General features: G+C 70.6%; 20 protein-coding genes and 1 pseudogene. 6 read left to right on the top strand and 15 right to left on the bottom strand.

Features of this window, described 5'->3' with window-relative positions:
• The first annotated feature begins 26 nt into the window (after nt 1-26).
• A complete protein-coding gene (locus tag MZC64_RS43800; RefSeq protein ID WP_247765429.1) occupies nt 27-656 on the top strand; it encodes a TetR/AcrR family transcriptional regulator in 630 nt (209 codons plus the stop codon).
• Between the two features lie 131 nt (nt 657-787).
• Here MZC64_RS43800 and MZC64_RS49240 read toward each other — a convergent pair.
• Both MZC64_RS49240 and MZC64_RS43810 read right to left on the bottom strand, forming a co-directional pair.
• Nucleotides 788-988: pseudogene (locus MZC64_RS49240) on the bottom strand (hypothetical protein); the annotation flags it as partial.
• Nucleotides 927-1,868 (bottom strand): YafY family protein, encoded by a 942-nt coding sequence (locus tag MZC64_RS43810; RefSeq protein ID WP_247765431.1) that lies wholly within the window; start codon nt 1,866-1,868, stop codon nt 927-929. The pseudogene MZC64_RS49240 and the gene MZC64_RS43810, both read right to left, overlap by 62 nt.
• 83 nt (nt 1,869-1,951) lie before the next feature.
• On the opposite strand from MZC64_RS43810, the gene MZC64_RS43815 reads away from it, so the two are divergent.
• Both MZC64_RS43815 and MZC64_RS43820 read left to right on the top strand, forming a co-directional pair.
• Nucleotides 1,952-2,533: a dienelactone hydrolase family protein gene (locus MZC64_RS43815; protein WP_247765432.1), complete on the top strand. Its 582-nt coding sequence runs from the start codon at nt 1,952-1,954 to the stop codon at nt 2,531-2,533.
• 158 nt (nt 2,534-2,691) lie between these two features.
• On the top strand, nt 2,692-3,009 hold the full coding sequence (locus MZC64_RS43820) for a hypothetical protein (RefSeq protein WP_247765433.1): 318 nt from the start codon (nt 2,692-2,694) through the stop codon (nt 3,007-3,009).
• Here MZC64_RS43820 and MZC64_RS43825 read toward each other — a convergent pair.
• The 3 genes from MZC64_RS43825 to MZC64_RS43835 all read right to left on the bottom strand — a co-directional run bounded on the left by MZC64_RS43825 (nt 3,006) and on the right by MZC64_RS43835 (nt 6,567).
• Complete coding sequence (locus MZC64_RS43825; RefSeq protein ID WP_247765434.1) at nt 3,006-4,577, bottom strand: alpha-amylase family glycosyl hydrolase; 1,572 nt, start codon at nt 4,575-4,577, stop codon at nt 3,006-3,008. The genes MZC64_RS43820 and MZC64_RS43825 overlap by 4 nt on opposite strands.
• Entirely contained in the window at nt 4,574-5,341 is a 768-nt protein-coding gene (locus MZC64_RS43830; RefSeq protein ID WP_247765435.1) for an SDR family oxidoreductase, read from the bottom strand. Before MZC64_RS43830 ends, MZC64_RS43825 begins: the two co-directional genes overlap by 4 nt.
• 89 nt (nt 5,342-5,430) lie before the next feature.
• Entirely contained in the window at nt 5,431-6,567 is a 1,137-nt protein-coding gene (locus MZC64_RS43835) for a mandelate racemase/muconate lactonizing enzyme family protein (protein WP_247765436.1), read from the bottom strand.
• A gap of 59 nt (nt 6,568-6,626) precedes the next feature.
• On the opposite strand from MZC64_RS43835, the gene MZC64_RS43840 reads away from it, so the two are divergent.
• Complete coding sequence (locus MZC64_RS43840; protein WP_247765437.1) at nt 6,627-7,274, top strand: GntR family transcriptional regulator; 648 nt, start codon at nt 6,627-6,629, stop codon at nt 7,272-7,274.
• 47 nt (nt 7,275-7,321) lie between these two features.
• Here MZC64_RS43840 and MZC64_RS43845 read toward each other — a convergent pair whose 3' ends face one another.
• Complete coding sequence (locus MZC64_RS43845) at nt 7,322-8,434, bottom strand: NAD(P)/FAD-dependent oxidoreductase (protein ID WP_247765438.1); 1,113 nt, start codon at nt 8,432-8,434, stop codon at nt 7,322-7,324.
• Between the two features lie 60 nt (nt 8,435-8,494).
• On the opposite strand from MZC64_RS43845, the gene MZC64_RS43850 reads away from it, so the two are divergent.
• Nucleotides 8,495-8,944, top strand: coding sequence for a MarR family winged helix-turn-helix transcriptional regulator (locus MZC64_RS43850; protein ID WP_247765439.1), 450 nt, complete (start codon nt 8,495-8,497; stop codon nt 8,942-8,944).
• The gene (locus MZC64_RS43855; protein ID WP_247765440.1) at nt 8,941-9,537 is read left to right on the top strand and encodes a class I SAM-dependent methyltransferase; all 597 of its coding nucleotides are present in this window, start codon (nt 8,941-8,943) and stop codon (nt 9,535-9,537) included. The genes MZC64_RS43850 and MZC64_RS43855 overlap by 4 nt, the downstream gene beginning before the upstream one ends.
• 105 nt (nt 9,538-9,642) lie before the next feature.
• Here MZC64_RS43855 and MZC64_RS43860 read toward each other — a convergent pair whose 3' ends face one another.
• From MZC64_RS43860 to MZC64_RS43900, 9 genes are all read right to left on the bottom strand, one after another.
• On the bottom strand, nt 9,643-11,403 hold the full coding sequence (locus MZC64_RS43860) for a nitrous oxide reductase family maturation protein NosD (protein ID WP_247765441.1): 1,761 nt from the start codon (nt 11,401-11,403) through the stop codon (nt 9,643-9,645).
• 161 nt (nt 11,404-11,564) lie between these two features.
• Nucleotides 11,565-13,220 carry a methyltransferase gene (locus MZC64_RS43865; RefSeq protein ID WP_247765442.1) on the bottom strand — a complete coding sequence of 552 codons (1,656 nt, stop codon included), beginning with the start codon at nt 13,218-13,220 and terminating at the stop codon, nt 11,565-11,567.
• A 16-nt stretch (nt 13,221-13,236) separates the two neighbouring features.
• A complete protein-coding gene (locus MZC64_RS43870; protein WP_247765443.1) occupies nt 13,237-14,409 on the bottom strand; it encodes a 4-hydroxybenzoate 3-monooxygenase in 1,173 nt (390 codons plus the stop codon).
• A gap of 167 nt (nt 14,410-14,576) precedes the next feature.
• A complete protein-coding gene (locus MZC64_RS43875; protein WP_247765444.1) occupies nt 14,577-15,047 on the bottom strand; it encodes a YbaK/EbsC family protein in 471 nt (156 codons plus the stop codon).
• Nucleotides 15,048-15,315: 268 nt separating this feature from the next.
• The gene (locus MZC64_RS43880) at nt 15,316-19,008 is read right to left on the bottom strand and encodes a S8 family serine peptidase (protein WP_247765445.1); all 3,693 of its coding nucleotides are present in this window, start codon (nt 19,006-19,008) and stop codon (nt 15,316-15,318) included.
• A gap of 234 nt (nt 19,009-19,242) precedes the next feature.
• The gene (locus tag MZC64_RS43885) at nt 19,243-19,779 is read right to left on the bottom strand and encodes a hypothetical protein (RefSeq protein WP_247765446.1); all 537 of its coding nucleotides are present in this window, start codon (nt 19,777-19,779) and stop codon (nt 19,243-19,245) included.
• Between the two features lie 134 nt (nt 19,780-19,913).
• Nucleotides 19,914-20,732 carry a class I SAM-dependent methyltransferase gene (locus MZC64_RS43890; protein ID WP_247765447.1) on the bottom strand — a complete coding sequence of 273 codons (819 nt, stop codon included), beginning with the start codon at nt 20,730-20,732 and terminating at the stop codon, nt 19,914-19,916.
• 11 nt (nt 20,733-20,743) lie between these two features.
• Entirely contained in the window at nt 20,744-21,019 is a 276-nt protein-coding gene (locus MZC64_RS43895) for a 2Fe-2S iron-sulfur cluster-binding protein (protein ID WP_247765448.1), read from the bottom strand.
• Nucleotides 21,016-22,320 (bottom strand): hypothetical protein, encoded by a 1,305-nt coding sequence (locus tag MZC64_RS43900; protein WP_247765449.1) that lies wholly within the window; start codon nt 22,318-22,320, stop codon nt 21,016-21,018. The genes MZC64_RS43895 and MZC64_RS43900 overlap by 4 nt, the downstream gene beginning before the upstream one ends.
• Nucleotides 22,321-22,454: the final 134 nt, after the last annotated feature.

Genomic DNA, 22,454 nt, shown 5'->3' on the forward strand with positions numbered 1-22,454 from the left:
GAACGTTTGTTGTGTACCGTAGCAGCATGCCGGCCAGAGGTGACCACGAGGCGAGACGCGCGGAGGTGTCCGAGGCGGTGTGGCGGGTGCTGGCCGCGCAGGGCTTTGCTGGGCTGACCATGCGGGCGGTGGCGGCTGAGCTGGGTGCGTCCACCGGGTTGCTCACGCATTACTTCCGCAGCAAGCGGGAACTGGTGCGGTACGCCCATGAGGTCGCGGAGCAGCGCACTTCCGTGCGGGCCCGGCAGCCTCCGGCGGCTCCCGGGCTGGCGGCGTTGCGGGCGGCGCTGGTCGATGTGCTGCCGTTGACCGCTGAGATGGTGGCGATGAGCCGGGTGTGGATCAGTTTCTGGGATGCCGCGCTGGGTGATGCGGAGCTGGGGGAGAGCCAGCGGGCCCGGTACCAGCGCTGGCGGGACCGGTTGTGCGGGCATGTGGTGGCTGCGTGCGGGCTGGGCGAGATCCCTGGGGCCGCGGACCCCGAGGACATCGCCGCCACGGCCGCGAGTTTCGCGCACGGATTGGTGGTGCAGGCGTTGTTCGACCCGGACCGGTTTCCGCCGGAGCGGCAACTGGCTCTGCTGGACGGGTTTCTGGACTCGATCAGGCCGGGGAGAGCAGGCAGCCCGGCAACTGGCCGCGCACCTGGCGGGTGAGGGTCCACAGTGGACAGAGCGGCCAGGCCGCCGAGCAGGACCCGGCCCGCACGTTCAGCGTCGATGCCCGGCAACCAGTCGCGGGCGGTGCCCTTGGCCGGATCGAAGGTGCGGAAGGAGGTGATCGCCTGCGCGAAGGTCTCCGAGGTCAGGTCGGCGACGGTGTGCCGATCGGTGGTGCGCCGTGCGAAGAACGCGGTGACCACGGCGAAGTTCGCCCGGTAGATCGCCTCGAACGCACGCGCCGGAATCCCGTTACGCGGCCACACCTCAGACCGCCGCGGACAGCCGCTCGGCGAGACTGCTGACGGCCGCGCGCAGCTCGGGGCCACCCTCAACGCGGAAGGCGAACGGCATGGCGGAGAGCCACTCGCCGGCCACCATCGCCGGATTGCTCGTACTGCCCACGAGCAGGCAGCGGTCGTCGTCGAGTGGTTCCAGGCGTCCCATCGGCGGCGTGACGAATCGGGCCACCTCCGCATACCGTGCGGCGAAGACGACCTTGGTCTCGAACTCCCGGCCCGTGCCCAACTGCGTCTCCAGCAGCGGAACGGGGTCGAGGTCGAGGGGCGGCTCGAAGGTCTCCGCGCACTCCCGCACGGCGGTGACCCGGTCGATCCGGTAGGTGCGGACGGCGTTGACCCGGTGGGAGTGACACAGCAGGTACCAGAGGCCGTGCCGCACCACGACGGCCCACGGGTCCACCTCCTCCGCCCACTCCGCGCCGGCCCGGCTGCGGTAGCCCAGGCACACCCGACGCTGCCGCGCCACCGCGGTGACCAGCGCGATCGTCTGCTCCGGGTCGGGACGGGGCAGGCTGGTGGGCACGGCGGAGGCGTGCTGCCGGATGGTCGCCGCCGGACGGCCGACGTGCTCCGGCAGTGCCCGGATCAGCTTGCCCAGTGCGGCCCCGACCGGACCGTCATCCACCGGGTGGCTGCCGTCGAGCACGGCCATGACCAGACCGAGCGCCTCGGTGGCGGTGAAAACCAGCGGTGGCAGGCGGATGCCGCGCCCGAGCCGGTAGCCGCCGTAGGGTCCGCGCGCCGATTCCACCGGGATGTCGGCGTCGCGCAGGATCGCCACGTACCGCCGTGCGGCCCGGGGCGTCACCCCGAGCTGGTCGGCGAGCCGGTCGGCGGTGATCCCTGGGTGATCCTGGATCAGGGTCAACACCCGGAGCGCTCGCGAGGCGGGACTGACTGCGGCCATGGATCCCAACCTAATGCGGAACGGATTCGTCCTGAACCATCGCTACGGTGCTGGGCAGTTGCCCGACAGTCAGGAGAGACGTGATGGCCGAGATCGTCCTGTTCCACCACACCCGGGGGCTCACCGAAGGGATCCGCCGGTTCGCCGAGGGTTTCCGGGCCGCGGGACACACCGTGCACACCCCGGACCTGTTCGACGGGATCCTCCCCGAGAGCATCGAGGCCGGGCTCGCGCTGATCCGCGAACTCGGTGACGAGCTGGACCGGCGGGCCGACCGAGCGGTCGGCGACCTGCCCGCTGCACTGGTCTACGGGGGCTTCTCCGCGGGGGAGTCGGTTGCCCAGCGCCTGGCGCAGACGCGACCGGGTGCGGTGGGCGCCCTGCTCTACGAGTCCTGCATCCCGATCACCGGCGAATGGGCTTTTGGGTCCTGGCCCGCGGGTCTGCCGGTGCAGATCCACGGCGCTGAGGGCGACGAGTTCTTCGGTGAGGACCTGCCCGCTGCCCGTGCACTCGTCGAGATCGCCGGGCCGGAACTGGCCGAACTCTTCCTCTACCCGGCGAGTGCTCATCTGTTCACCGACAGCTCGCTGCCCGGCTACGACGCCGAGGCTGCGGCGCTCGTGCTCCAACGCTCCACGGCATTCCTCGCCCGACTTGGCTGAACGATCCCCCGGGGCGGCTCCCCGTGGCAGGATGACGGGCATGACGATCCGAAAGGGCCATGCCGCGTAGGCGCCCGGTAACACTCCGCGCCCGCCTGCCACTGCATCAGCAGTCCGGCCGGAAGATCCCCCAGGTTTCCGGGGTTTCCGCGCGCACCATGAGCGCGATCCGCGATCTCGAACGCGACCATCTGCGACCAGGTGCGATCGCCGAAGCGCTCGCCGGCTGGTCCCGGTTTGTGCACGGCACCAGGCAGACGCTGGCCACCTACGCGCCGGAGGACTGTCCCTGTCCTGGCTGCCAGTGGGACGATCCGGTCGAGCGTCGCAAGGCGTTGCGGCTGGCGTTGCAGGTGTTGCCGGTCCGGGCGGCACGTGAGTTGCGGGCGCTGGTCCGGCCGCTCGACCAGCGGTACCTGGACCGGTCGTACCCGGAGCCGGACACCAACCACATCCGTTATCTGCTGGATGGTTAGCACCTGGTCAGGGCCACGATCAACCCTGCGTGGGCGGGTACCGGGAACTCGGACCGGGTGCCGTCAGGTGCCTTGCCGGCGGTCGACAGCAGTGCGTTTCCGGGGCGGGGCAGGGTGATCGTGGCCGGGTCTGGGCCGAGGTTGAGGAGGACCGCCAGGGTGTGTGACGGGGTGCTGCGGAGGTAGGCGAGACAGTGCGCCGGGAGGTCGTCCAGGGCCTCGTAATCGCCGCGGTGCAAGGCGGGGTTGGCGCGGCGCAGGGCGAGCAGGCGGCGGTAGAGGGTGAGGGTGGAGTGCGGGTCGGCGAGTTGGGATTCGACGGTGCCGGCCAGGTAGTGGGCGTTGGCGGGTAGCCAGGTGGCGTGGTCGGTGCTGGTCCAGGGCATGGGGCCGCGGACCTGGTCGCGGCCGAGCGGGTCCTGCCAGTGCGCGCGGGGAATGGGGAGGTCGGGCAGGCCGAGTTCCTCGCCGTAGTACAGGGTCGGGGTGCCGCGCAGGGTGAGCAGGAGCAGGGCGGCGACGCGGGTGTGCTGCTGGCCGAGGCGGGTGGGCAGGCGTGGGCGGTCGTGGTTGGACAGGACGTAGTTGGGCCAGGCTTCCGGGGGCAGCGCGGCTTCCTGGGCGTCGACGGCGGCGCGTAAAGCCTTGGCGTGCCAGGGGGTTTCGAGGAAATCGAAGTTGAAGGTGAAGTGCACACCGTTGAGTTGTGCGCCCAGGAAACGGGTTGCGGCGGTCCAGGGCATGGCTTCCACCTCGCCGATGGCGATGCGTTCCTGGCCGGTGCGGACGGTGTACTCGTCGAGCAGGGCACGGATTTCCGTTATATAGCAGTCCAGATCGGGATGCAGGCGGTCGTGCACGTGCCATTGGGTGTCGTAGTCGGGGTGTTGCAGGTCGGTGTCGTTGGGGGCGGGCAGTGGGCGGGGTGGGTTGTCGGTGAAGGCGGGGTCCTTGGCGATGAGGTGCAGGACGTCGATGCGGAAGCCGTCCACGCCGCGATCAAGCCAGTGCCGCACCACGTTCAGCATCGCCGCGCGGAGTTCCGGGTTGCGCCAGTTGACATCCGGCTGGGTGCGGTGGAAGGAATGCAGGTAGTACTGGCCGGTGGCCTGGTCGAACTCCCAGGTCGAGCCGCCCTGTTCGCTGGTCCAATTGGACGGGGGTGTGCCGTCGGGGCGAGGGTCGGCCCAGACGTACCAGTCGTGCTTCGGATTGTCTTTGTTTGCACGGGATTCCTGGAACCAGGGGTGCTGGTCGGAGGTGTGGTTGGGCACGAAGTCGATGATCAGTTTGAGGCCGCGGGCGTGTGCCGCGGTGAGCAGGTCGGCGAAATCGGCGTCGGTGCCGAAGACCGGGTCGATGGCGGTGTGGTCGCTGATGTCGTAGCCGAAGTCGATCTGCGGCGAGGGGTAGACCGGGCACAGCCAGATCGCGTCCACGCCCAGGGTGTCCGCCAGATAGTCGAGTTTGCCAACCAGGCCAAGCAGATCGCCGATGCCGTCGCCGTCGCTGTCGGCGAAGCTGCGCGGGTAGACCTGGTAGATCACCGCGTCCCGCCACCAGTTCACGCGCTCACCGCCGCCTTGGCCAGCACGCCGCCGTCGCAGACCAGCTGGGAGCCGGTGACGTAGCCGGAATCCTCGCCCAGCAACCAGATCGCCGCCCTGGCCGGTTCGACCGGGTCCGCGAGACGGCCCAGCGGCACCTCCGCGCACAGCCGCTCGCGCAGTGCGGTGCGGCCGGATTCCGGGGTGCTGGCCCACATCAGCGGGGTTTCGGTGGGGCCGGGCACGATCGCGTTGACCCGGATCCCGTGCGCCGCATAGTCGATGGCCAGTGCGCGCGTCAGCGCGGACACCCCGCCCTTGCTTGCGGCGTAGGCACTGGTGCCGCCGTCGCCGAAGGCCACCGAGGCGGCAGGGGAGGAGCACAGCACCAGCGAACCGCCGACGCCGTGGTCCAGCATGGACGCGATCACCGTGCAGGCGGCCAGGAAGGTGCCGGTGAGGTTGACCTCCAGCACCCGGTTCCAGTGCGACAGCGGCAGTTCGTGCGCCGGGCCGCCCAGATCGATGCCCGCCGCGGTCAGCAGACCGGTGGGCGGGGTGCCGAAGTGCCGCACCGCGGCGGCCACCGCCTGCCGGACCGAGGACTCGTCGGTCACGTCGCAGTGCAGGCCGATCGCGCTGGACTGGGCGGCGGCGATCTCCATCGCGCCCGCGGCGTCCGCGTCGAGCACCGCGACCGGGATGCCGGCCTGGCCGAGCAGCCCGACCGCGGCCCGGCCGATGCCCGAGGCTCCGCCGGTGACCACCACCATCCGTTGTGCCACCACGGTTTCCTTTCTTCCGGCGAGTTGGGCCAACTGGTACGCCGGGTTGGCTCAAGTGGGCGTGCCAGTTGGCCCAAGTGGTACGGGGTTCAGGGGATCAGCAGGGCGGCGGCGTTGGTGTAGCGCGCCAGGCGGTCCGGGTCCAGGTCGACGCCGAGGCCGGGGGAGTCCGGGATCGGCAGGGTGCCGTCCGGGTCGAGCCGGGGTGGGGCGGTGGTGATCTCGTCGAGGTAGGGCGCGCTGGTGCGGTACTCGACCAGGTCGGTGTCCGGCAACGCCGAGGCCAGCTGCAGGTCGGCGGCCAGGCCGACCGCGGTGTTCCAGCCGTGCGGGATCAGCCGCACCCCGTGCGCCTCGGCCAGCCAGCCGATCCGGCGGCTCTCGCTCAGCCCGCCGACCTTGGTGCAGTCCGGCTGCACCAGGTCGAAACAGCCCTGCTGGAGGTAGGGCTGGAAGGACTGGCGGCGGGTGAGCACCTCGCCACCGGCGATGGGCACCGGCGAGCGCGCCCGCAGCACCGCGTGGTCGGCCATCGCGTCCGGGCGCAGCGGCTCCTCGAACCAGGCCACCGCGAACTCGGCGAGCATGCTCGCGGTGCGCAGCGCCCACTTCAGATCACCGCGCCAGAAGCCGTCGCTGCCGCCGGCGTCCACGGCCAGCAGCGCCTCCGGCCCGACCGCGGTCCGGGCGGCCCGCACGATCTCCTCATCCCGGGCCGCGCTCTCCCGGCCGAACGGTCCCCAGCCGATCTTGAAGGCGCGGAAACCGTTGGCGCGCAAGGCGAGCAGCTCCTCGGTCAGCCGGTGCGGCTGGTCCATCAGCACCGAGGCGTAGGGCCGCACCCGATCGCGGTACCGCCCGCCCAACAATCTACCGACCGGTTGGTAGCTGGACTGACCGAGCAGATCCCACAGCGCCAGGTCGATCCCGCTGATCGCGTGCGTGACCGCGCCGCCCCGGCCGAGCCAGAACGTGTGCTGGTGCAGGCGTTCGGTCAGCCGCTCGGGTTCCAGCGCGGACTGCCCGCGGTAGAGCGGTTCGAGTAACGCGAGCGCGGCGCGAACCAGGTCCTCGCTGCTCGAACAGCTGCCGATGCCGACCTGACCCGTGTCGGTGTGCACCGCGATCAGGGTGTGCACCACGTCCTCGGGGGTCAGCTCCTCGGTCCACCCGCCCGGCGGGGTGCCGCCACGTAACCCGGCGGCCCGGATCTCCCTGATCTGCATGTCGGCAAGCTACGACGATTATCGATAATCGTCAACCGATAGTGCGCTAGGGTGAGCCGGTGCGCCTGAACAACCACGGGACCCGCACCACGCGGACCTACATCGCCGAGACCCTGCGCGAGGCGATCATCACCGGCGAGCTGCCACCGGGGGAGAAGCTGCGCCAGGACCAGCTCGGCGCCGAGTTCGGCGTCAGCGCGGCCCCCGTGCGCGAGGCTCTGGCCCAGCTGGAGAGCGAGGGCCTAGTGGTGCACGCGCCCAACCGCGGCTCTTTCGTCGCCGAGATCACCGAACACGAACTGCGCGAGGTCCTGGCCCCACTGCGCCTGCACCTGGAGCGGTACGCACTCGATCGCGCGGTGGAATCCGGCCGGGACAAGCTGTGCGACCAGCTCGCCGAAGTGGTCGAGCAGATGGACGCCGCCGCCCGGCGCGCCGACCTGCGCGCGGTCACCGAGGCCGACGTGCGCTTCCACCGGACCCTGGTCGAGGCGGGCGGCTCGCCGCAGACCAGTCAGCTGTGGGGCAGCATCCAGTGGCGGCTACGCGTGCAGTTCCAGGGCCTGGGCGATCCGGCACGGCGGCTGCACCGGATCACCGAGGAACACGCGGTGCTGCTGGAGGTCATCCGGGCCGGGGACACCGACGCCCGGCATGCCGCCCTGGACGAGCACATCGTGCAGGCGGTGGCCAAGCTGCTGGGTTAGCTCCGCCGATCCAGCAGGCAATGAGTTCGGCCTGCCGAAGGCCCGGCTCAGGACGCCCTGACGTTCATCCGGGTCGCGGTGGCCACCGCGGCAAAACCGTGCTCCAGCATCTCCTGTTCGTAAGCGCGGACCGCGTCGAGCAGGGGCGCGCCGGAGACCAGCCTGGTGGCCAGCAGACCGGCCTCGTGCACCGCGACCCCGGCGCTGATCCCGGCCGGGGGCATCGGGTGCGCCGCGTCGCCGACCAGCGTCACCGGCACCGGCGACCACGGGGCGGGACGGCTGGAGGTCTGGATGCTCGCGGGCACTACGTACCGGAGGTCGGCCAGCCGGAGCAGCGCGGTCAGCGAGGGGTGCCAGTCCGAGAGGGCGCGTACCGCTAGTTCCAGCAGCTGCTCCGGGCCGAGGTCGAAGAACCCGGGGCCGCAGAGGTCGGCGGGCAGGGTCGCGCCCCACATGAGGTAATCCTCGCCAGAGGGCAGGCCGAACTCGGCCGGGTCGCGGCGGAACCGGTGCGCGGCCAGCGCGAGCGCGCGTCCGTCCTGCCCGCCCACGCCGAGAAAACCACCCAGTGCGGGTGCCGGGGTCAGCTCCCGGGTCCGCGCGGTCAGTGGGGTGCGGCCGTAGATCAGCCTGCGGTCCAGCGCGGACACCGGGAAGTCCGGCAGCAGCTGGCGACGGACCCCGGAGTTGACCCCATCCGCGGCGACCAGCAGATCACCGTCCACAGTGGACCCATTGGTGAGCAGCACCCGCACGCCGCCGTTGTCCAGAAGTTCGTAGCGGGCGAATCCGGCGCCGAACCGGGTCGAGTCCGCCAGCCCGCGCAGCATGATCCGGCGCAGGGTGAGCCGATCGACGGTGATGCCGGGGACGCCGGGCGGGAGGTCGATCTCGGTGTAGCCGCGCAGCTGTGGGTCGGCGAAGCTGACGCCGCCGTCAGCGATGCAGGCGGTGGCGACCGCCTGCTCGTAGTCCTCGGCTGGCAGCCAGGTGCGCAGTGCGGTGTGTCCGTTGCCGTTGAGGTGGATCCGGTAGCCCTGCGCGCGGGCGTCGATGGCGAGATCCCGTTCCAGGAGCAGCACGTCGACGCCATGCCGCCGCAGCCCGTGTGCCAGGCAGGGGCCGGCCAGCCCCGCCCCGCTGATCAGAACACGCACAAATAACCTCCCAGTGAGATCGTCTCGAATGAGATTATCTCGGATGTTAGCATTGCGTCCATGGCAGCTCAACCGATCGACCCGATGGCCCTCGGACTGCTGATGTACCGCGCCCACCAGCTCGCCAGGGCCAAGGCCAACCACGCGGCCCGGCCGGCCGGGATCGAGCTGCAGCACGCCGGGGTGCTGACCACGATCAGCACCGGTGAGGTGCACAGCCAGCGCGAATTGGGCCGCACCCTGGGCATCGACAAGTCCACCCTGGTCCGCATCGTCGACGACCTGGAACGCCGGGATCTGGTGCGGCGGCAGCGATCCGACCACGACCGCCGCGCCTACGAGGTGGTGATCACCGACGAGGGCGAACGGCGCCTGGGCGAGGCAGGCGAGCTGTTCCGCGCGGCGATGGTCGAACTCCTCGCCGTGCTCGACCCCGGCGAACAACGGCAGCTGCACGACCTGCTGGCCCGCTTCGCAGACCAGGAGCGAGCCGGGGACGAAACAGCGTGAAGCCGTACTGGAACACCAACGTCGCCCGGCACCCGGACATCCTGCGTGCCGTCCCCGCGGACTGCCGCGAAGCCCTGGACATCGGCTGCGGTGACGGCCTGCTCGCCCGGAAGCTGACCGCGAAAGCCAAGCGGGTCACCGGAATCGACAGCTCACCGCGGATGATCGCCCTCGCCCGCGAACTCGCGGCCGACCACCCGGACCTCGACTTCATCGAGGACGATTTCCGCACCGCCGACCTGCCCGCGGCGGGCTATGACTTCATCTGCTCGGTGGCCACCATCCACCACGTGGACCTGGCACCCGCCCTGCTCCGCCTGCGCGATCTGCTGCGCCCCGGCGGCACCCTGGTCGTGGTCGCGCTGGCCCGCTCGGAAACCTTGGGGGAGCGGACGTTCGCGGCCGCGGTGACGCCGATCGTGTGGAGCCTCAAGCGGTTACGCCGCGCGCACAGCCCCGAGGGGATGCCCGGGGCCGAGGCGCGCCTGAGTTACGGCCAGGTGCGAGCCACCGCGGAACGCCTGCTGCCCGGCGTGCGCTACCGCCGGCACATCCTGCGCCGGTACTCCCTGGCATGGACCAAACCCGGCTAGCACCCGCACAGTGTTGGCCGTTCTGGGCGGCGAGTTGGGCCAACTGGTACGCCGGTTTGGCCCAAGCGGGCGTACCAGTTGGCCCAAGTGGTACGAGAGTGCGGATCAGCTGGTGAGGGGGGCCATGGCTTTCCAGGTGCCGGGGGTGCCTGGGGTGACGCAGATCCAGCCGGGGGTGCCGCCTGCGGTGGGCTTGGCGTGCCAGCAGGTGTCGCCGGGCTGGAAGGGTGCGGTCATGCCGGCTGCCGCCGGGTCCTGGAGGCCGTACAGTTCGCGGCGGCCGCGGCCGTAGACCGGGGTGCTGGGGCTGAGGTGTGTGTTGTCGCTGAAGTCGGCGGTGCGTGAGTAGGCGAAGTCCAGGTGCAGGAGTTCGCCCTTGAACTCCCAGGGTTTGCTGGTCCGGTTGACCAGGCCGCGGATGAGCACGGCGGTGCCCGCGCTGCTGTGCAGGCACTTGCGCAGGGTGGCCGGTTCCGGGGCCGCGGCGTGCAGCAGGTCGGCCTCGCTGTGCAGGACCGGCTGCGGGGTGACCGTGGTCGTCTTCACCGCGTTGACGTAGTAGGCCAGCCGGTCCGCGGCCGGGGCGCCGGTGGTGTTCCGCGCGCAGTCGGTGAACACGTTGCCCGCGGAGTGGGTGTCGCCGATCAGGTCGACGTACAGGCCGCTCCAGTTGGTCTCGCGCACCGTGTTGTTCCGCACAGCGCCGCTGAAACCGTTGAGCAGCAAGCCGTAGGCGCCAGTGCCTGCGACGGTGTTGCCGATGATCGAGCCGTGCCAGGTGCGGTTGACCGCGATGCCGTACTCGCTCATCGCGCGCACCGAGTTGCCCGCGATGACCGGCTGCTGGAACCCGGCGGTGGCGACGTCCTTGGCGGTGTTGAGCACGATGCCGGACTCGGCGTCGTGCAGCACGTTGTCGGTGATCATCAGTGACGGCACGGTGACCTCGGCCGACTTGGCGATCTGCACGTTGACGCAGTTGAGCGCCACGTTCCGGACGACGTTGCCGCCGATTTGCGCGCTGCCTGGCGCGGAGAGGTACATGCCGTGCTGGCCCGGGATGCCGTGGATGACGTTGCCGCTGATCACCAGGCCGGCGCCGTGGCCGGAGCCGATGCCGAAGCAGTGGCCGGAGATGGTGTTGCCGCGGATGACGATGTTCTCGTTGGGACTGCTGTTCCACTGGCCGATGGCGAAGTCGTTGTTGTTGTCACCGCGACGGATCGGGCCGGGGTCGCCGCCGATGCCGGTGATGGTGTTGTCCGCGAACAGGGCCCCACGCAGCGAGCCGGTCCAGCGGATGCCGCCGCCGGCGTGGTGGGCGATCCGGCAGCCGGACACGGTGACGTTCGTACAGCCGTCGAAGCGGACCGCGGCCACCCCGTTGTAGGACAGATTCCCTTCCCCTGCAACGTGTTCGGTGCCGCGCCCGGTGAAACTCAGCTCGCGCACCGCCACACCGTCGGCGTTGCCGAACCGCAGGGTGGCCTTGCCCTTGCCACTGGCGTCGGTCTGGGTGAGCCGGGAGGCCCAGCCCGCGCCACGCACGAGGATGTTGTTGGCCTGGATGAGAATCTCGCCGTTGACCCGGAAATCGCCGGGCGGGAAGTACACGGTGCCGCCGGCGACGGCCGCCTTGATCGTCGCGGCGATACCGGCGGTGTCATCGGCGATTCCGTCGCCGCGGGCGCCGAAGTCCTTGACGTTGAAGACCAGTGCGGACTCCGGCGCTGCCGGTGCGGCGTGTGCGGTGGCCGCCGGGGCCACCACCGCGGCCGCGGCCCCGATACCGCCGATCCGCAGGAAGCGCTTGCGGTCGAACTTCTTCGCCGGGTCGTGCGCGTGGTCCATCGTGTTGTCCCCCATCGGTTCCGCCCTGCGGCGACGGCCTGGTCGGAGATCAACGTAGTGCGCAGCCTGCCGGAAAACAGGCCCTGGCGGGTGGTATTGCGCTATCGGGCAGTTCCACCCGGACAGCACGACACGAATGGCGTAGGTGTCGTGCTGTCCGGGCGGAGGCGCTGTGCTCAGCCCGCCTTGCGGGCGCGCAGCAGGAAGCCGTCCAGCGGCAGCGGCGTGGTCCTGGTCAGCTCGAAACCCGCTGCGGCCAGTAGGGATCGGTAGTGCGACTCGGTGCGTTCGCGGCCGCCCACGTTGCACAGCATGTGGATGTCCCAGGGCACCGCGAGCGAATCGGTCGGCCCGGCCTCGGGCAACAGCCGTTCGATGATCATCAGCTCCGCGTGCTCGGGCATGGCCGCCGCACAGATGGCCAGGATCTCCTGGCAGCGGGCGTCATCCCAGTCGTGCAGCACCCGGGAGAGCAGGTAGACGTCACCGCCTGCGGGCACGGTCTTGGTGAAGTCGCCGGGCACCAGGGTGACCCGCTCGGCCACCGGCTCCAACGTCGGACCGGCGGTGACCAGGGCGCTGGGGAGGTCGAACAGGATGCCGTGGGCAGTGGGGTTGGCGGTCAGCACGCGGGCGAGCAGTTCGCCGTTGCCGCCGGCGATGTCGATCACGGTGCCCGCGGCGGTGAAGTCGACCTGGCGGGTGAGTTCGCCGAACATCGCGTTGCTGGCGGCCATCGACTGGTGGAACAGCCCGGCCAGTTCGGGATCGCCTGCCAGGTGGGTGAAGTGGTGCGCGCCGAAGACCTTGGCGAAGGACTCCTCGCCGGTGCGCACGGCCTCGGTCAGCGCGCCGAACGATCGGTAGAAAGGCCCGCCGTACATCCGGGCGAGGGAGTGCATCGACCCGTCGACGTCGGTGCGCAGCAGTTCGCCCAGCTCGGTCAGCGCGTAGCCGGTGGGCACCGTGCGCACCAGGCCGAGGGTGGCCAGGTAGCGCAGCAGCCTGCCGAGGCTGTCCTGGTGCGTGCCGGTGGCCGCGGCCAGTGCGGGCACCGCGGCGGTACCGACCAGGTGGTCGGGCAGGCCGAGTTCGACCGCGGCGGCGATGGCCTGGGTGGCCCAGGCGCCGGTGAGCAGGCGCAGCAGGCCCAGACCGGGTGCGGATTCGCGCAGGTGCGCGGCCAGCAGCGGCTGGACATCGCCGGTGGAGATCAGTTCCAGGCGGCGGAAGGCCGGGTTCGGGTGCTGGGCGTCCCGGAAGTAGAGCACCGTGCAGTTCTCGTGCCGGTTGTAGCCGCCGCCGTCGGGCCGCAGGTGCGCGGCGACGATGCGCTGCACCCCGGCGAGCAGCACCGGATCGGCCGCAGGCACGGCCAGCGCGACGTGGTTCTCCCGGCCGTGGCGGCGTTCGTCGGTGGCCAGGTGCGCCAGTTCCGGCGGGGTGGCCATGGCGAAGATCTCCAGCTCGCGCGGCTGTCCGGCGGCATCGGTGACCGGGGCGCGCAGGATGCCGACCTGGAGTTCGGCGGCGGGCACCCCGTAGCGGCGGCTGAGCCGGTCGCGGACCACCACGCTGGGGGTCATCGCACCCACGTCGAGGCCGTGGTGGGCCAGCTCCTCGCGCAGCCCGTCCAGGGTGGCGGGGAAGATCAGCACGGCGGCGTGCGCGAAGCGGGTCCGGCCGGCCAGCGCGGCGCGTTCGGCCGGCGGCAGCGTGGGCATCGCCGCGGCCAGCACCGACTCGGTGTCGTTGGCGCGCACCAGTTCCAGGGTTGTTCGCAGACGGGTGCGGTCTGCCCCGGCCAGAATGGGGGCGAGGGTCGAGGTCATGTGTGCTCCAGCGGTGTCAGATGCCGACGTAGTTCTCGGCGAAGAAGTCCTGGTGGGCGCGGGAATCCCGCAGGCTGTCGAGCCGGGCGCGGCACAGCGCGCGCTGGAAGTCCGCCGCCGGATCGGCGCCGAGCGGACCGTGCAACAGGTTGATCATCCAGTGCGAGAACTCCTGCGCCCGCCAGATCCGGGGCAGGCAGGTGCGCGAGTAGGCGGCCAGCGCGCGTTCGTCATCGCGGAGCAGTGCGTCGGCCAGGGCCCCGGCCAGCACCTCGGCGGCCATGATCGCCAGGTTGGCGCCCTTGGCCGCGGACGGGCTGATCAGGCTGGCCGCGTCCCCGGCCAGGAACAGCCGGGCGTGCTGAAGCGGATCCAGGACGTCGGAACGCAGCCGGACCGGTTGACGCTCGGTGATCGGACCCTGCCGCAGCGGGCCGAACTCCTCGGTCCGCATCCGGACGCCGAGTTCGGCCCAGATCCGCTCGTCCGGCCACGCCGCCGGGGTGTCCGTCGGCGGGATCTGCAGGTAGTAGCGGGTGACCTCGGGACTGCGCGCCATGTGACCGGCGAAACCGTTGTCGTGCAAGGCATAGGTGACAGCGGCCATGCTCTGCGGCGCCTGGGCCAGCACGGCCAGCCAGGTGATGCCGTGATCGCGGGTGTGCCGGGAGACCGAGGCCGCCGCCACGGCCTGCCGGGTCACGCCGTTGCCGCCGTCACAGCCCGCGAGGAACCGGCCGGCGACCTCCCCGTCACCCTGGGCGTCGCGGTAACGGACAGTAGCCGTCTGCGGGTCGACCTCGGTGACCGTGGCGCCGAATCGGAGTTCGCCGCCCCGGCTCAGGTATTCGCTGATCAGATCGGTTACCAGGTGCTGTTGCGGATAAACGGTGTGCACCTCGCCGCGGCCCAGTTGGCCGTAACGGAGAGTGAATTCACCGTTCGCATCCCGGAACGCGCATACGTCGTGCGATCGCCCATTCCGGAGCATTCCGGCGGCTAACCCGTGCTCGGTGAGCACCCGGGCGCTGTGCGCGCTGAGGAATCCGGCCCTGGCCCGGGTCCACACCTGGTCCCGGCTGGCCCTTTCCAGAATGAGCGTGTCAATTCCACTGGCACGTAACAGGTTGCCCAGCACGAGCCCGGATGGACCCGCGCCGACAATGACCACGGCCCGTTGCTTGGCCACGTTTCGCCGCTCCCTTATTCGCCGATGTGCGCGAGCAAGTTAGCAGGGCGGAATTGCGGATGATCATCGGGTATTGGCTGTTAAACTTGTCTCGCTGGATGATCATCCGAATGGGTTTAGATGATCACCGAAATAGGTGACGGCTTGAATGCGGCGTCGGCCGGAAGTCACTGCTTCCTGATATCGGCCGGGGTGCCGCCGGTCAGTTCCACCAGCTCGGCGAAAGTCGTGGCGAACAGGGTGTGCCGGGCGCCGCCGCCCGCCCACAGCTCCGGGTGACCGGCCAGGGTGACGTCGATCAGCGTGGGCAGCGGGGCCGGGTGCCCGATCGGCGCGACGCCGCCGACCGGCTGGCCGGTGGCCGCCAGCACCACCTCGGGATCGGCCCGCCTGAGCTTGGCCACGCCGAACTCGGCGGCGGCCTTGCGCAGGTCGACCCGGTGCGCGCCACTGCTGACAATGAGCACCGGGCCGTGGTCGCCGACGAACACCAGGCTGTTGGCCACCGCACCCACCGGACAGCCGACCAGCTCCGCGGCGGCCGCGGCGGTGGGCACGTCCTCGGGCAGGGTGACGATCTTGGCGGCGCGCGGCAATCCACTCAACGCGGTCTCGACCCGGCGCACGGCGTCCTGCATGGCAACCCCTTTCCGTTGTGCGCGCAGGCTAACGGCCGCGGGGTTGCCGGGGGAACCTGATTTTCGCCGGTCCACAGTGGACCCCGTTGGCGAATCGACGGCAAGATCCGCACCCCCGTACCAGTTGGGCCAACTGGTACGCCCACTTGGGCCAACTCGGCGTACGAGTTGGCCCAAGTGGGCGGAAGATCGGCATGCCAAGGCGAGTTCGCCGACAGCGTCCACAGTGGCACAGGGGCCGGGGTGCCCGGCCCCTGTGCCACCCGGATCAGCCGATCTCGTACGCCTTGAGCACTGTCTGCTCGACCGAGGACTCCCCGTCGGATGCCTTGGCCCGCAAGGACACGAAGCCGCCGGCCGGGTTGCGCACGGTTACCGACCAACCGGTCGGGGCCGGTTCGACCTTGGCCTGTTGCCAGGTGGCGCCGTCGTCGACCGAGTAGTCGACGGTGAGGTTGGTGGCCTTGGCCGTACCGTCCTGGCGGGGCACCGTGACTGGGATGGTGAAGTCCTGGCCGGCGGGGGCCAGGTTGTGGATGTTCACCGGTGGCGCATAGCGGACGTTGAACAGCGGCAGCGCGCTGTCGCGAGGGCTGCGGAAGGTCCAGGCCGACTGGATCTTCGTGGCGGTGCGCCACCACTGCGCGGTCCTGGTCACGTCGGCTTCCAGGCGGTACTCGTTGGCCCTGCCGCGCGGGAACACGCCCCGGCCCGGTTCGTGGTGCCGACCCAGTTCCTTGCCGTCGCCGTAGAGGGTCATCGAGCCCGTGTCATAACCCCACGCGGGCTGCACCACCCTGGGATGTCCGGCGGCGTCGGTGAACCAGGGCACGGTCACGTCGATCAGGTTGCCCTTGGCCCAGGCCCACGGGTGGTTCTCGCCGAGTTCGTTGCTGGTGGTGCCGGTGAATCCGGGGCTGTGCACCGCCTTGTTCCACTCCTGCCGGTAGGACTTGCCACCCTCCAGCCGCACCTTGGCCACCAGGTCGCCGGAGGCGTGGTAAACGCCGCTGACGTTGATCTCCCAGTCGCCGGGGGTGAAGTGCTCGACCCGTTCGCCGGAGCTGATCGCCTGGTTGTGCACGTTGACACCGATCCGGCCGCCGAAGGCGGAGATGTAGGAGCCGACGATGGCCGGATCGTCCGCGCGGAAACCGTGGTAGGCCATGGTGACCGCGGCCAGGTCAGCGGTTCTGACCGGGTAGTCGAGCTTGGCCGGGACCTTGCCGGGGGAGGGGAAGGCCAGGTCGTAGCGGTATTTGCTGGCCGTGCGGGTGGTCAGGGACATCGGCCCGCCGGTCTTGGCGTACTCGGCGACCCTGGCCACCGAGGCGCCGTAGACCTTGATCGAGGGCAGCACCACCGGGTTCTCGTCGCTGTCGGGCTTCGCACCGGCGCGGAAGGGCGCCTCGTCGGTGGGGTAGAGCACGGTGGCCACGCCCCCGGCGGCCTTGACGTTGCGGATCCGCTGGTACACCTCGTCATAACTGATCGAGCCCAGCCCGAGGACCACGATCTTGCCCTTGGCGTCGACCTTGGCCAGCTCCTCGACCGTGCCGCCACCGGCGTGCACGCTGGGCAGCTTCAGGTCGACCGCCTCCCGGGTGGCCCCGCGCAACCAGCCCGCGTACAGCTCGCTCCGGCGCGGGCCCTCGGTGAACAGCTCGACGTCCGGTTCCTCCAGCCGCTGGTTGTTGGCGTAGGCGAAATCGGGGGAGCTGACCCCGGGTGCGGACCAGCTGTACAGCTCGCTGAACCGGGTGCTGAGCCCGAAGCCCCAGCCCAGCATCTGCCCGGTTCGCTTGTCCCGGCTGAACATCTGCGAGACCCAGTAACCACCCCTGGCCGCGGGCTGGTCGGTGCTGATCTTGACCTGCTTGGCCTGCCGCGCGTCGAAGTTCAGCGTGGTGGCCTTGCCGATGCGCAGTTCCGGGTTGGCGAAGGTGGTGATGCTCGGCTCCGCGCCAGGGCGCGGGGTGTACACCGAACCTTCCATCCGGTAGGTGCCCGGCGGGACCCGGGTGGCGCCGCTGAACGGGATCGGGTATTCCTTGCCGTCGTCCAGCCTGGTCAGCGAGAGCCTGCCCTGATCCTCCAGTGTGGCGAGTTTTCCGTCCCGGCGCAGGATCCTGGCGTTGACGTCGTAGTGCTCGCCCTCCTCGTTCGCGCCGATCAGGGTGCGCAGGGTGGCGCCGCCGCCGGTGGCGGTGAGGGTGCCGGTGTAGTTTCCCGGCTTGGCCGCGCGCGGGGTGAACCCGACGGTGACGCCGGCCTGCCCGCCCGCGGGGACGGTCACCGTGTCCGCGGACAGCTTGACGGGACTGGCGGATCCGGGGACACCGGTGAGGTCGAGCTTGAGGTTGAGCGTCACCGGGGTGGGGCCGGTGTTGGTGTAGGTGACGGTGCGGTTTTCCGTTGCGGTTCCAGGCCATTTGAGGAACACGTTGTGCCCGCTCGGATTCGCGTGCACCTTGGTGGTGGTGGCCTTGCCCACGTCCAGCCGGCCGCTGCCGACCTCGAACACACCGTGCTCGGGCACCGGGTTCGCGGTGGACACGAGCGCGGACTTGAGCTGCTCGGCGGTCCAGTCCGGGTGCTGCTGGGCCAGGATCGCCGCGCCACCGGACACGTGCGGGGTGGCCATGGAGGTGCCGGATGCCTTGGTGTAGCGCTCGTTCACCGGGGTGCCCATGGCCGTGCCGGTCGCCCGTGCGGCCACGATGTCACTGCCCGGGGCGGAGATCTCCGGCTTGACCGCGCCGTCCCCGTCCCGCGGGCCCATGCCGGAGAACGCCGAGCGGACCCCGGATTTGGTCAGGCTGCCCACGCTCAGCGCGAGGTCGGCGGTGGACGGACTGGCCACCCAGCCCGGGTGTCCCTGATTGCCCGCGGCCGCCACGAACAGCGTGTTGTGCTTGCGGGACAACGTGTTGACCGCCTGGGACATCGGGTCGGCGCCGTCGGTCGGGCCGCCGCCCAGGCTCAGGTTGACCACCTTGGCCTTGACCTCGGCCGCCGCCCAGGTCATGCCCGCGATGATGTCGGCGAAACTGCCCTGACCGTAGTCGTTGAGCACCTTGCCCACGGCCAGGTCCGCCTCGGGCGCGACGCCCTTGTACTTGCCGCCCTCGGCCGCGCCGGAGCCGACCGCGGTGGCCGCCACGTGGGTGCCGTGCCCGTCGCCGTCCTTGACGTTGCCCTTGCCGCTGAAGTCCTTGCTGTGCTTGACCTTCCCGGCCACATCCGGGTGCGTGTCGTCGATCCCGGTGTCCAGCACCGCGACGGTCACCCCCTTGCCGGTGTGCCCGCCCTGCCACGCCACCGGCGCGCCGACCTGGCCGGCGCTGGTGTCCAGCGAGGCGGAAACCTTGCCGTTGAGCCAGATCTTGCGCAGCCCACCGGAGAACGCGGCCGGACCGGAGCGGGTGAGGTCCTGCCAGAACTCGGCCGCGCGTACCTTCTGCTGCTCCGCCGCCGCCAGGTTCACCTCCGGCAACTCCCGCCGCACCGTCAACCCGGCCGCAGCCGCCCCGCGGGCCGCCGCCTCCGGGTACTCCACCAGCAACGGCAGGTGCTTGCTGCGCGCGTCGTCGAAGCCCTGCCGGATCAGCCCGGTGATGTTGAACAGCTCGCGATCCAGGCGGCCCTCGGCCAGTGGCCGTTCCGCGCTCAACGGCACCAGGTACCAGTCGGTGCGATCGTTGCGGGTGACCGGGAACTGCCGGAACCCGATCGCCGCGCCCTCGCGACCCGCCTCGATGGCGAGGTTCCAGGCCCCGCCGGCGCCCGGCCGGGCCTGGACCCGGTCGCCGGTGATCAGGGTGACCTGGTGGGTGCTGCCCGCGATGGGTGCGGCGGGTGCGGCGGCCGGTGCGGCGGCGGCCGGTGGCAGCACCGCCAGGGTGGCGCTCGCGGTGGCCAGTGCCAGCAGCCCGGCCAGCATCCGTGGTCTTCGGCTCATCGATGGAACCCCCTCAGTACACAACCGGGGCCGACGCCCCTACGAGAGTCATGTCCGGATCCCGACGCGAGTTCCCGTTGATCACTCCTTCGGCCTAAGCACCCATCCGCACCGTGTTGGCCGTTGTCGTACGGTGTGTTGGCCGTTATGGACGGTGTGTTGGCCGAGTGGCGTACCAGTTCGGCCAAGACTGGGTACGACAACGGCCAACACGCCGGCGAGGGGTGGGGTGGTTCAGCCGACTGGGCGGCTGCTGATTCGGAATCCGCCGGCGAGCACTCGCTGTTCCGGTGCGGGCGCCAGGCACTTGGGGAGCTTGTCGGCGTCAACCGGGCCGGTGGTCCAGCCGCGGGCGGGTTCGCCGCCACCGCCGCTGTGCAGGCTGAAGCCGATCCGCTTGCCGCGCCAGTCCGCGATCTGCTGGTGGGTGTCCGACACGATCACCGACACGGTCGCCGACCGGCCGCCCGCGGAGGCGCAGTCCACCTCGCCGAGCGCCCACAGGGTGATGTTCTCCTTGGCGAAGTAGTGCGAGAGCCGCACGGTGCCCCAGGCCCGTTCCGGCTCCGGCTGGCCCAGCACCCGCAGTGCGTGCGCATCCAGCTTGATCCGCACGTCGTCGGCCTTGGTGAAGTACTCCAGCCGGGCGTTCCCGGTCACGCTGACCTCCCGCTTCGGCAGCTCCGGCGACGCGGCCTGCGCCGAACCCGCGGTGAGCGCGAGCGCCGTCACCGCGATCGAGACTCCCAGCACCCGTGTTGACCTGTGCACAACAACCTCCCCAGGCAGGTGGGCCGGTTCGCCCACACCAGGACGATCTCCGGTCCGGCCCGGGGTCGCCTCCCACCCGCGGGGGACCGGTGGCGCCGGGCGGGGGAGCCTGGCTCCACCGCGGGTGGGAGGGCTCAGCCGGGCAGCCGGGTCCAGGCGCAGGCCAGCTCGGGCAGGTACACCACCGACGGGGTGGCCCTGGCCTCGGCGGCCAGCCGGTCGTTGAGCGTGGCCGGGTCGATCTCGCCGGGCGCCAGGATGCCGACCCGTTCGGCGAAGGGGAGCACGCTGATCAGGGTGTCTCCCAACAGGATCGCGGCCTGCTCGGCCGCCTCGGAGGTGGCCGGGACACGCACCGCGACCCGTGGATCGGGCAGCCCGGCCTGACCGAACAGGCTGAACAACTGCTCGCCGATGTCCGGGACGCGGCCCATGGTGCGCAGGCTCTCGATGATCAGCCCGATGCTGCGGTTGAGCAGCGGCAGCGCGGGCACGGACCGGGCGCGGGTGGTGTTGAAGTCCTGGAAGGACACGATCCCGCCCGGCCGCACCAGCGCCGCACTGGCCTTGATCGCGGCGACCGGATCGGGCACGTGCAACAGGATCAGCCGCCCGACCGCGGCGTCAAACCGTTGTGCCAGGCCGAGATCCGGCAGCTCGGCCTGCTGGAAGGCGACATTGGCCAGGCCCAGCGCACCCGCCCGTTCCCGGGCCGCAGCCAGCACGCCAGCGTCCGCGTCCACCCCGGTCACCGAGCCGGTGGGGCCGACGATCCGGGCCAGCTGGAAGGTCACATCGCCCGCGCCGCACCCGACATCGAGCACGTGCATGCCCTCGGCGATCCCGGCCGCGCGCAGCAGCTGATCGGTGAACTCGGCGTAGAAGCGGGCCTGGGTGGCCAGGCGGCGGGTCTCCTCGGCGGAGTGCGCCAGGACGTAGGTCTGCTCGCTCATCGTCATGTCTCCTAGTCCGCGATCCGCAGTGAAACCGGGCCGAGCAGGGTGGTCTGGCAGGCCAGGCGGCAGTCGGCCGATTCGGCCAGGATGTCCAGCACCGCCTGCTCATCGGGTGCGATCGGACTCAGATTCTCGGCCCCGTCCAGGATCTGGACCAGGCAGGCGCCGCATTGTGCCGCGCGGCAACCGAACACCACCGGGGTGTCCTGGCTGTCGCAGAGTTCCTGCATGCTCGTGCCGGGCCGCACCGCGAAGCGGGTCCCGGCGATCTCCACCGCGATCACGGCCGCACCCCGCGACTGGCCGCGGCGGCCGGGCTGTCCGGCACCGCGGCGGCGGCGAGGTCACCGGCCGCGGCCGTGTCCACCACCAGCGCCGCCATCTCGGCCATGAACTGCTCGTAGTTCTTCTCCGCGCTGCCGAACACCCGGCCGGTGGTGGTGCCGCCCTTGATGGCCTGCCCGCCCAGGTGCCGGTGCATCTGGCGGAACAGCCCGAACAGGTCCACACAGGACCGGTATGCCTTGTCCAGCGCGGCATCCCCGGATTCACGCACCCAGGTCTTGAACACCGGCTGGTGGTCGTAGATCATCCGGAAGAACGCCTGCCAGTCCGCGGGCACGAAGCGCAGGTTGTTGGCGCGGGCGGCGATCACGTCCGGATGGCTGAAGTTGACGTGGAAGAGCGCGTCCAGCATGAGCAGGAACGGCAACTGGTAACCCGAGGCCACCCCGGTCACCTCGTCCTCGATCCAGCCGCAGGTGACCTGGATCCGCCGGAACTCGTCCGGATCGATCAGCGGGATCAACCGCTTGGTGACCATGAAGACGTTGCGCAGCGCGGCCTGCACCATGCGCAACGCCTCGGTGGCCCCGGCCCGGTCGTCCACCTTCGCGCACTCCAGCGCGTGACAACCCCAGCCGTAGATCGGCGCCCCGAACGCCTCCACCGCGAAGAACGCCCGGTAGAGGTCCAGTTCGCTCTGGTTGCCGTGGTTGAGCCAGAACGCGGGCCGCATCCGGTCCAGCGCGGTGATGTCCTGGTAGGTCAACGTTTCGCCGCCGGCGACGCCGTCGAGTTCCCAGGCCAGCATGGTCATCACGATCTGGTTGAACCGCGGGATCGTGCCGGCCGTGTTAGAGGTCGAGACCACTAATTCGGCCAGCGGTGCGGGCATCGTGCTCGGGCCGGTGGCGGGTTCGTCCTCGGGACTGCCCTGCCGCCACAGGTGGTTGAGGTAGATCAACGGCACCAGGAGCAGTTCGGCCCGCGCCACGGGCAGTTCGGCCGCCTGGCCCAACAGGGTTTCCGCCGAGGGCAGGGCAGCGGCTTGCGCGCTGAGCCAGTCGCGGAAGGCGGTGGCGTCCCGTCGCTGGTACTCGGCCGCCGCCGTCCGGCACAGTTCCGGGATCGCCTGCAACGGGCCGGGGAACCGGAAATCCGGTGCCCGGTCGGTCAGGAATCCGGTTTGGGTGCAGGCCAGGGCGCCCAGCGATCGCAACGGTCCCAACAGGTGGAAGTCCGCCGGTGGCTGGTTGCTGAAGGTCGAGGCGCGCCGGGTGCCCGGGACGTCGAACAACGGCACAGCGGTAGGTGTAGCCAACATGATCTCCCCCAGAGATTGTCAGAAGCTACCGGTAGATCCGCGCTGCCGGGATCCTGCATGCCGGATGTGCCTGCCGTGGCGTTTGCGCCGAATGGGCGTCCGGCCGTGGCCGA

Origin of the sequence: Crossiella sp. S99.2 (assembly GCF_023094165.1) — a bacterium.
Taxonomy (GTDB): domain Bacteria; phylum Actinomycetota; class Actinomycetes; order Mycobacteriales; family Pseudonocardiaceae; genus Crossiella.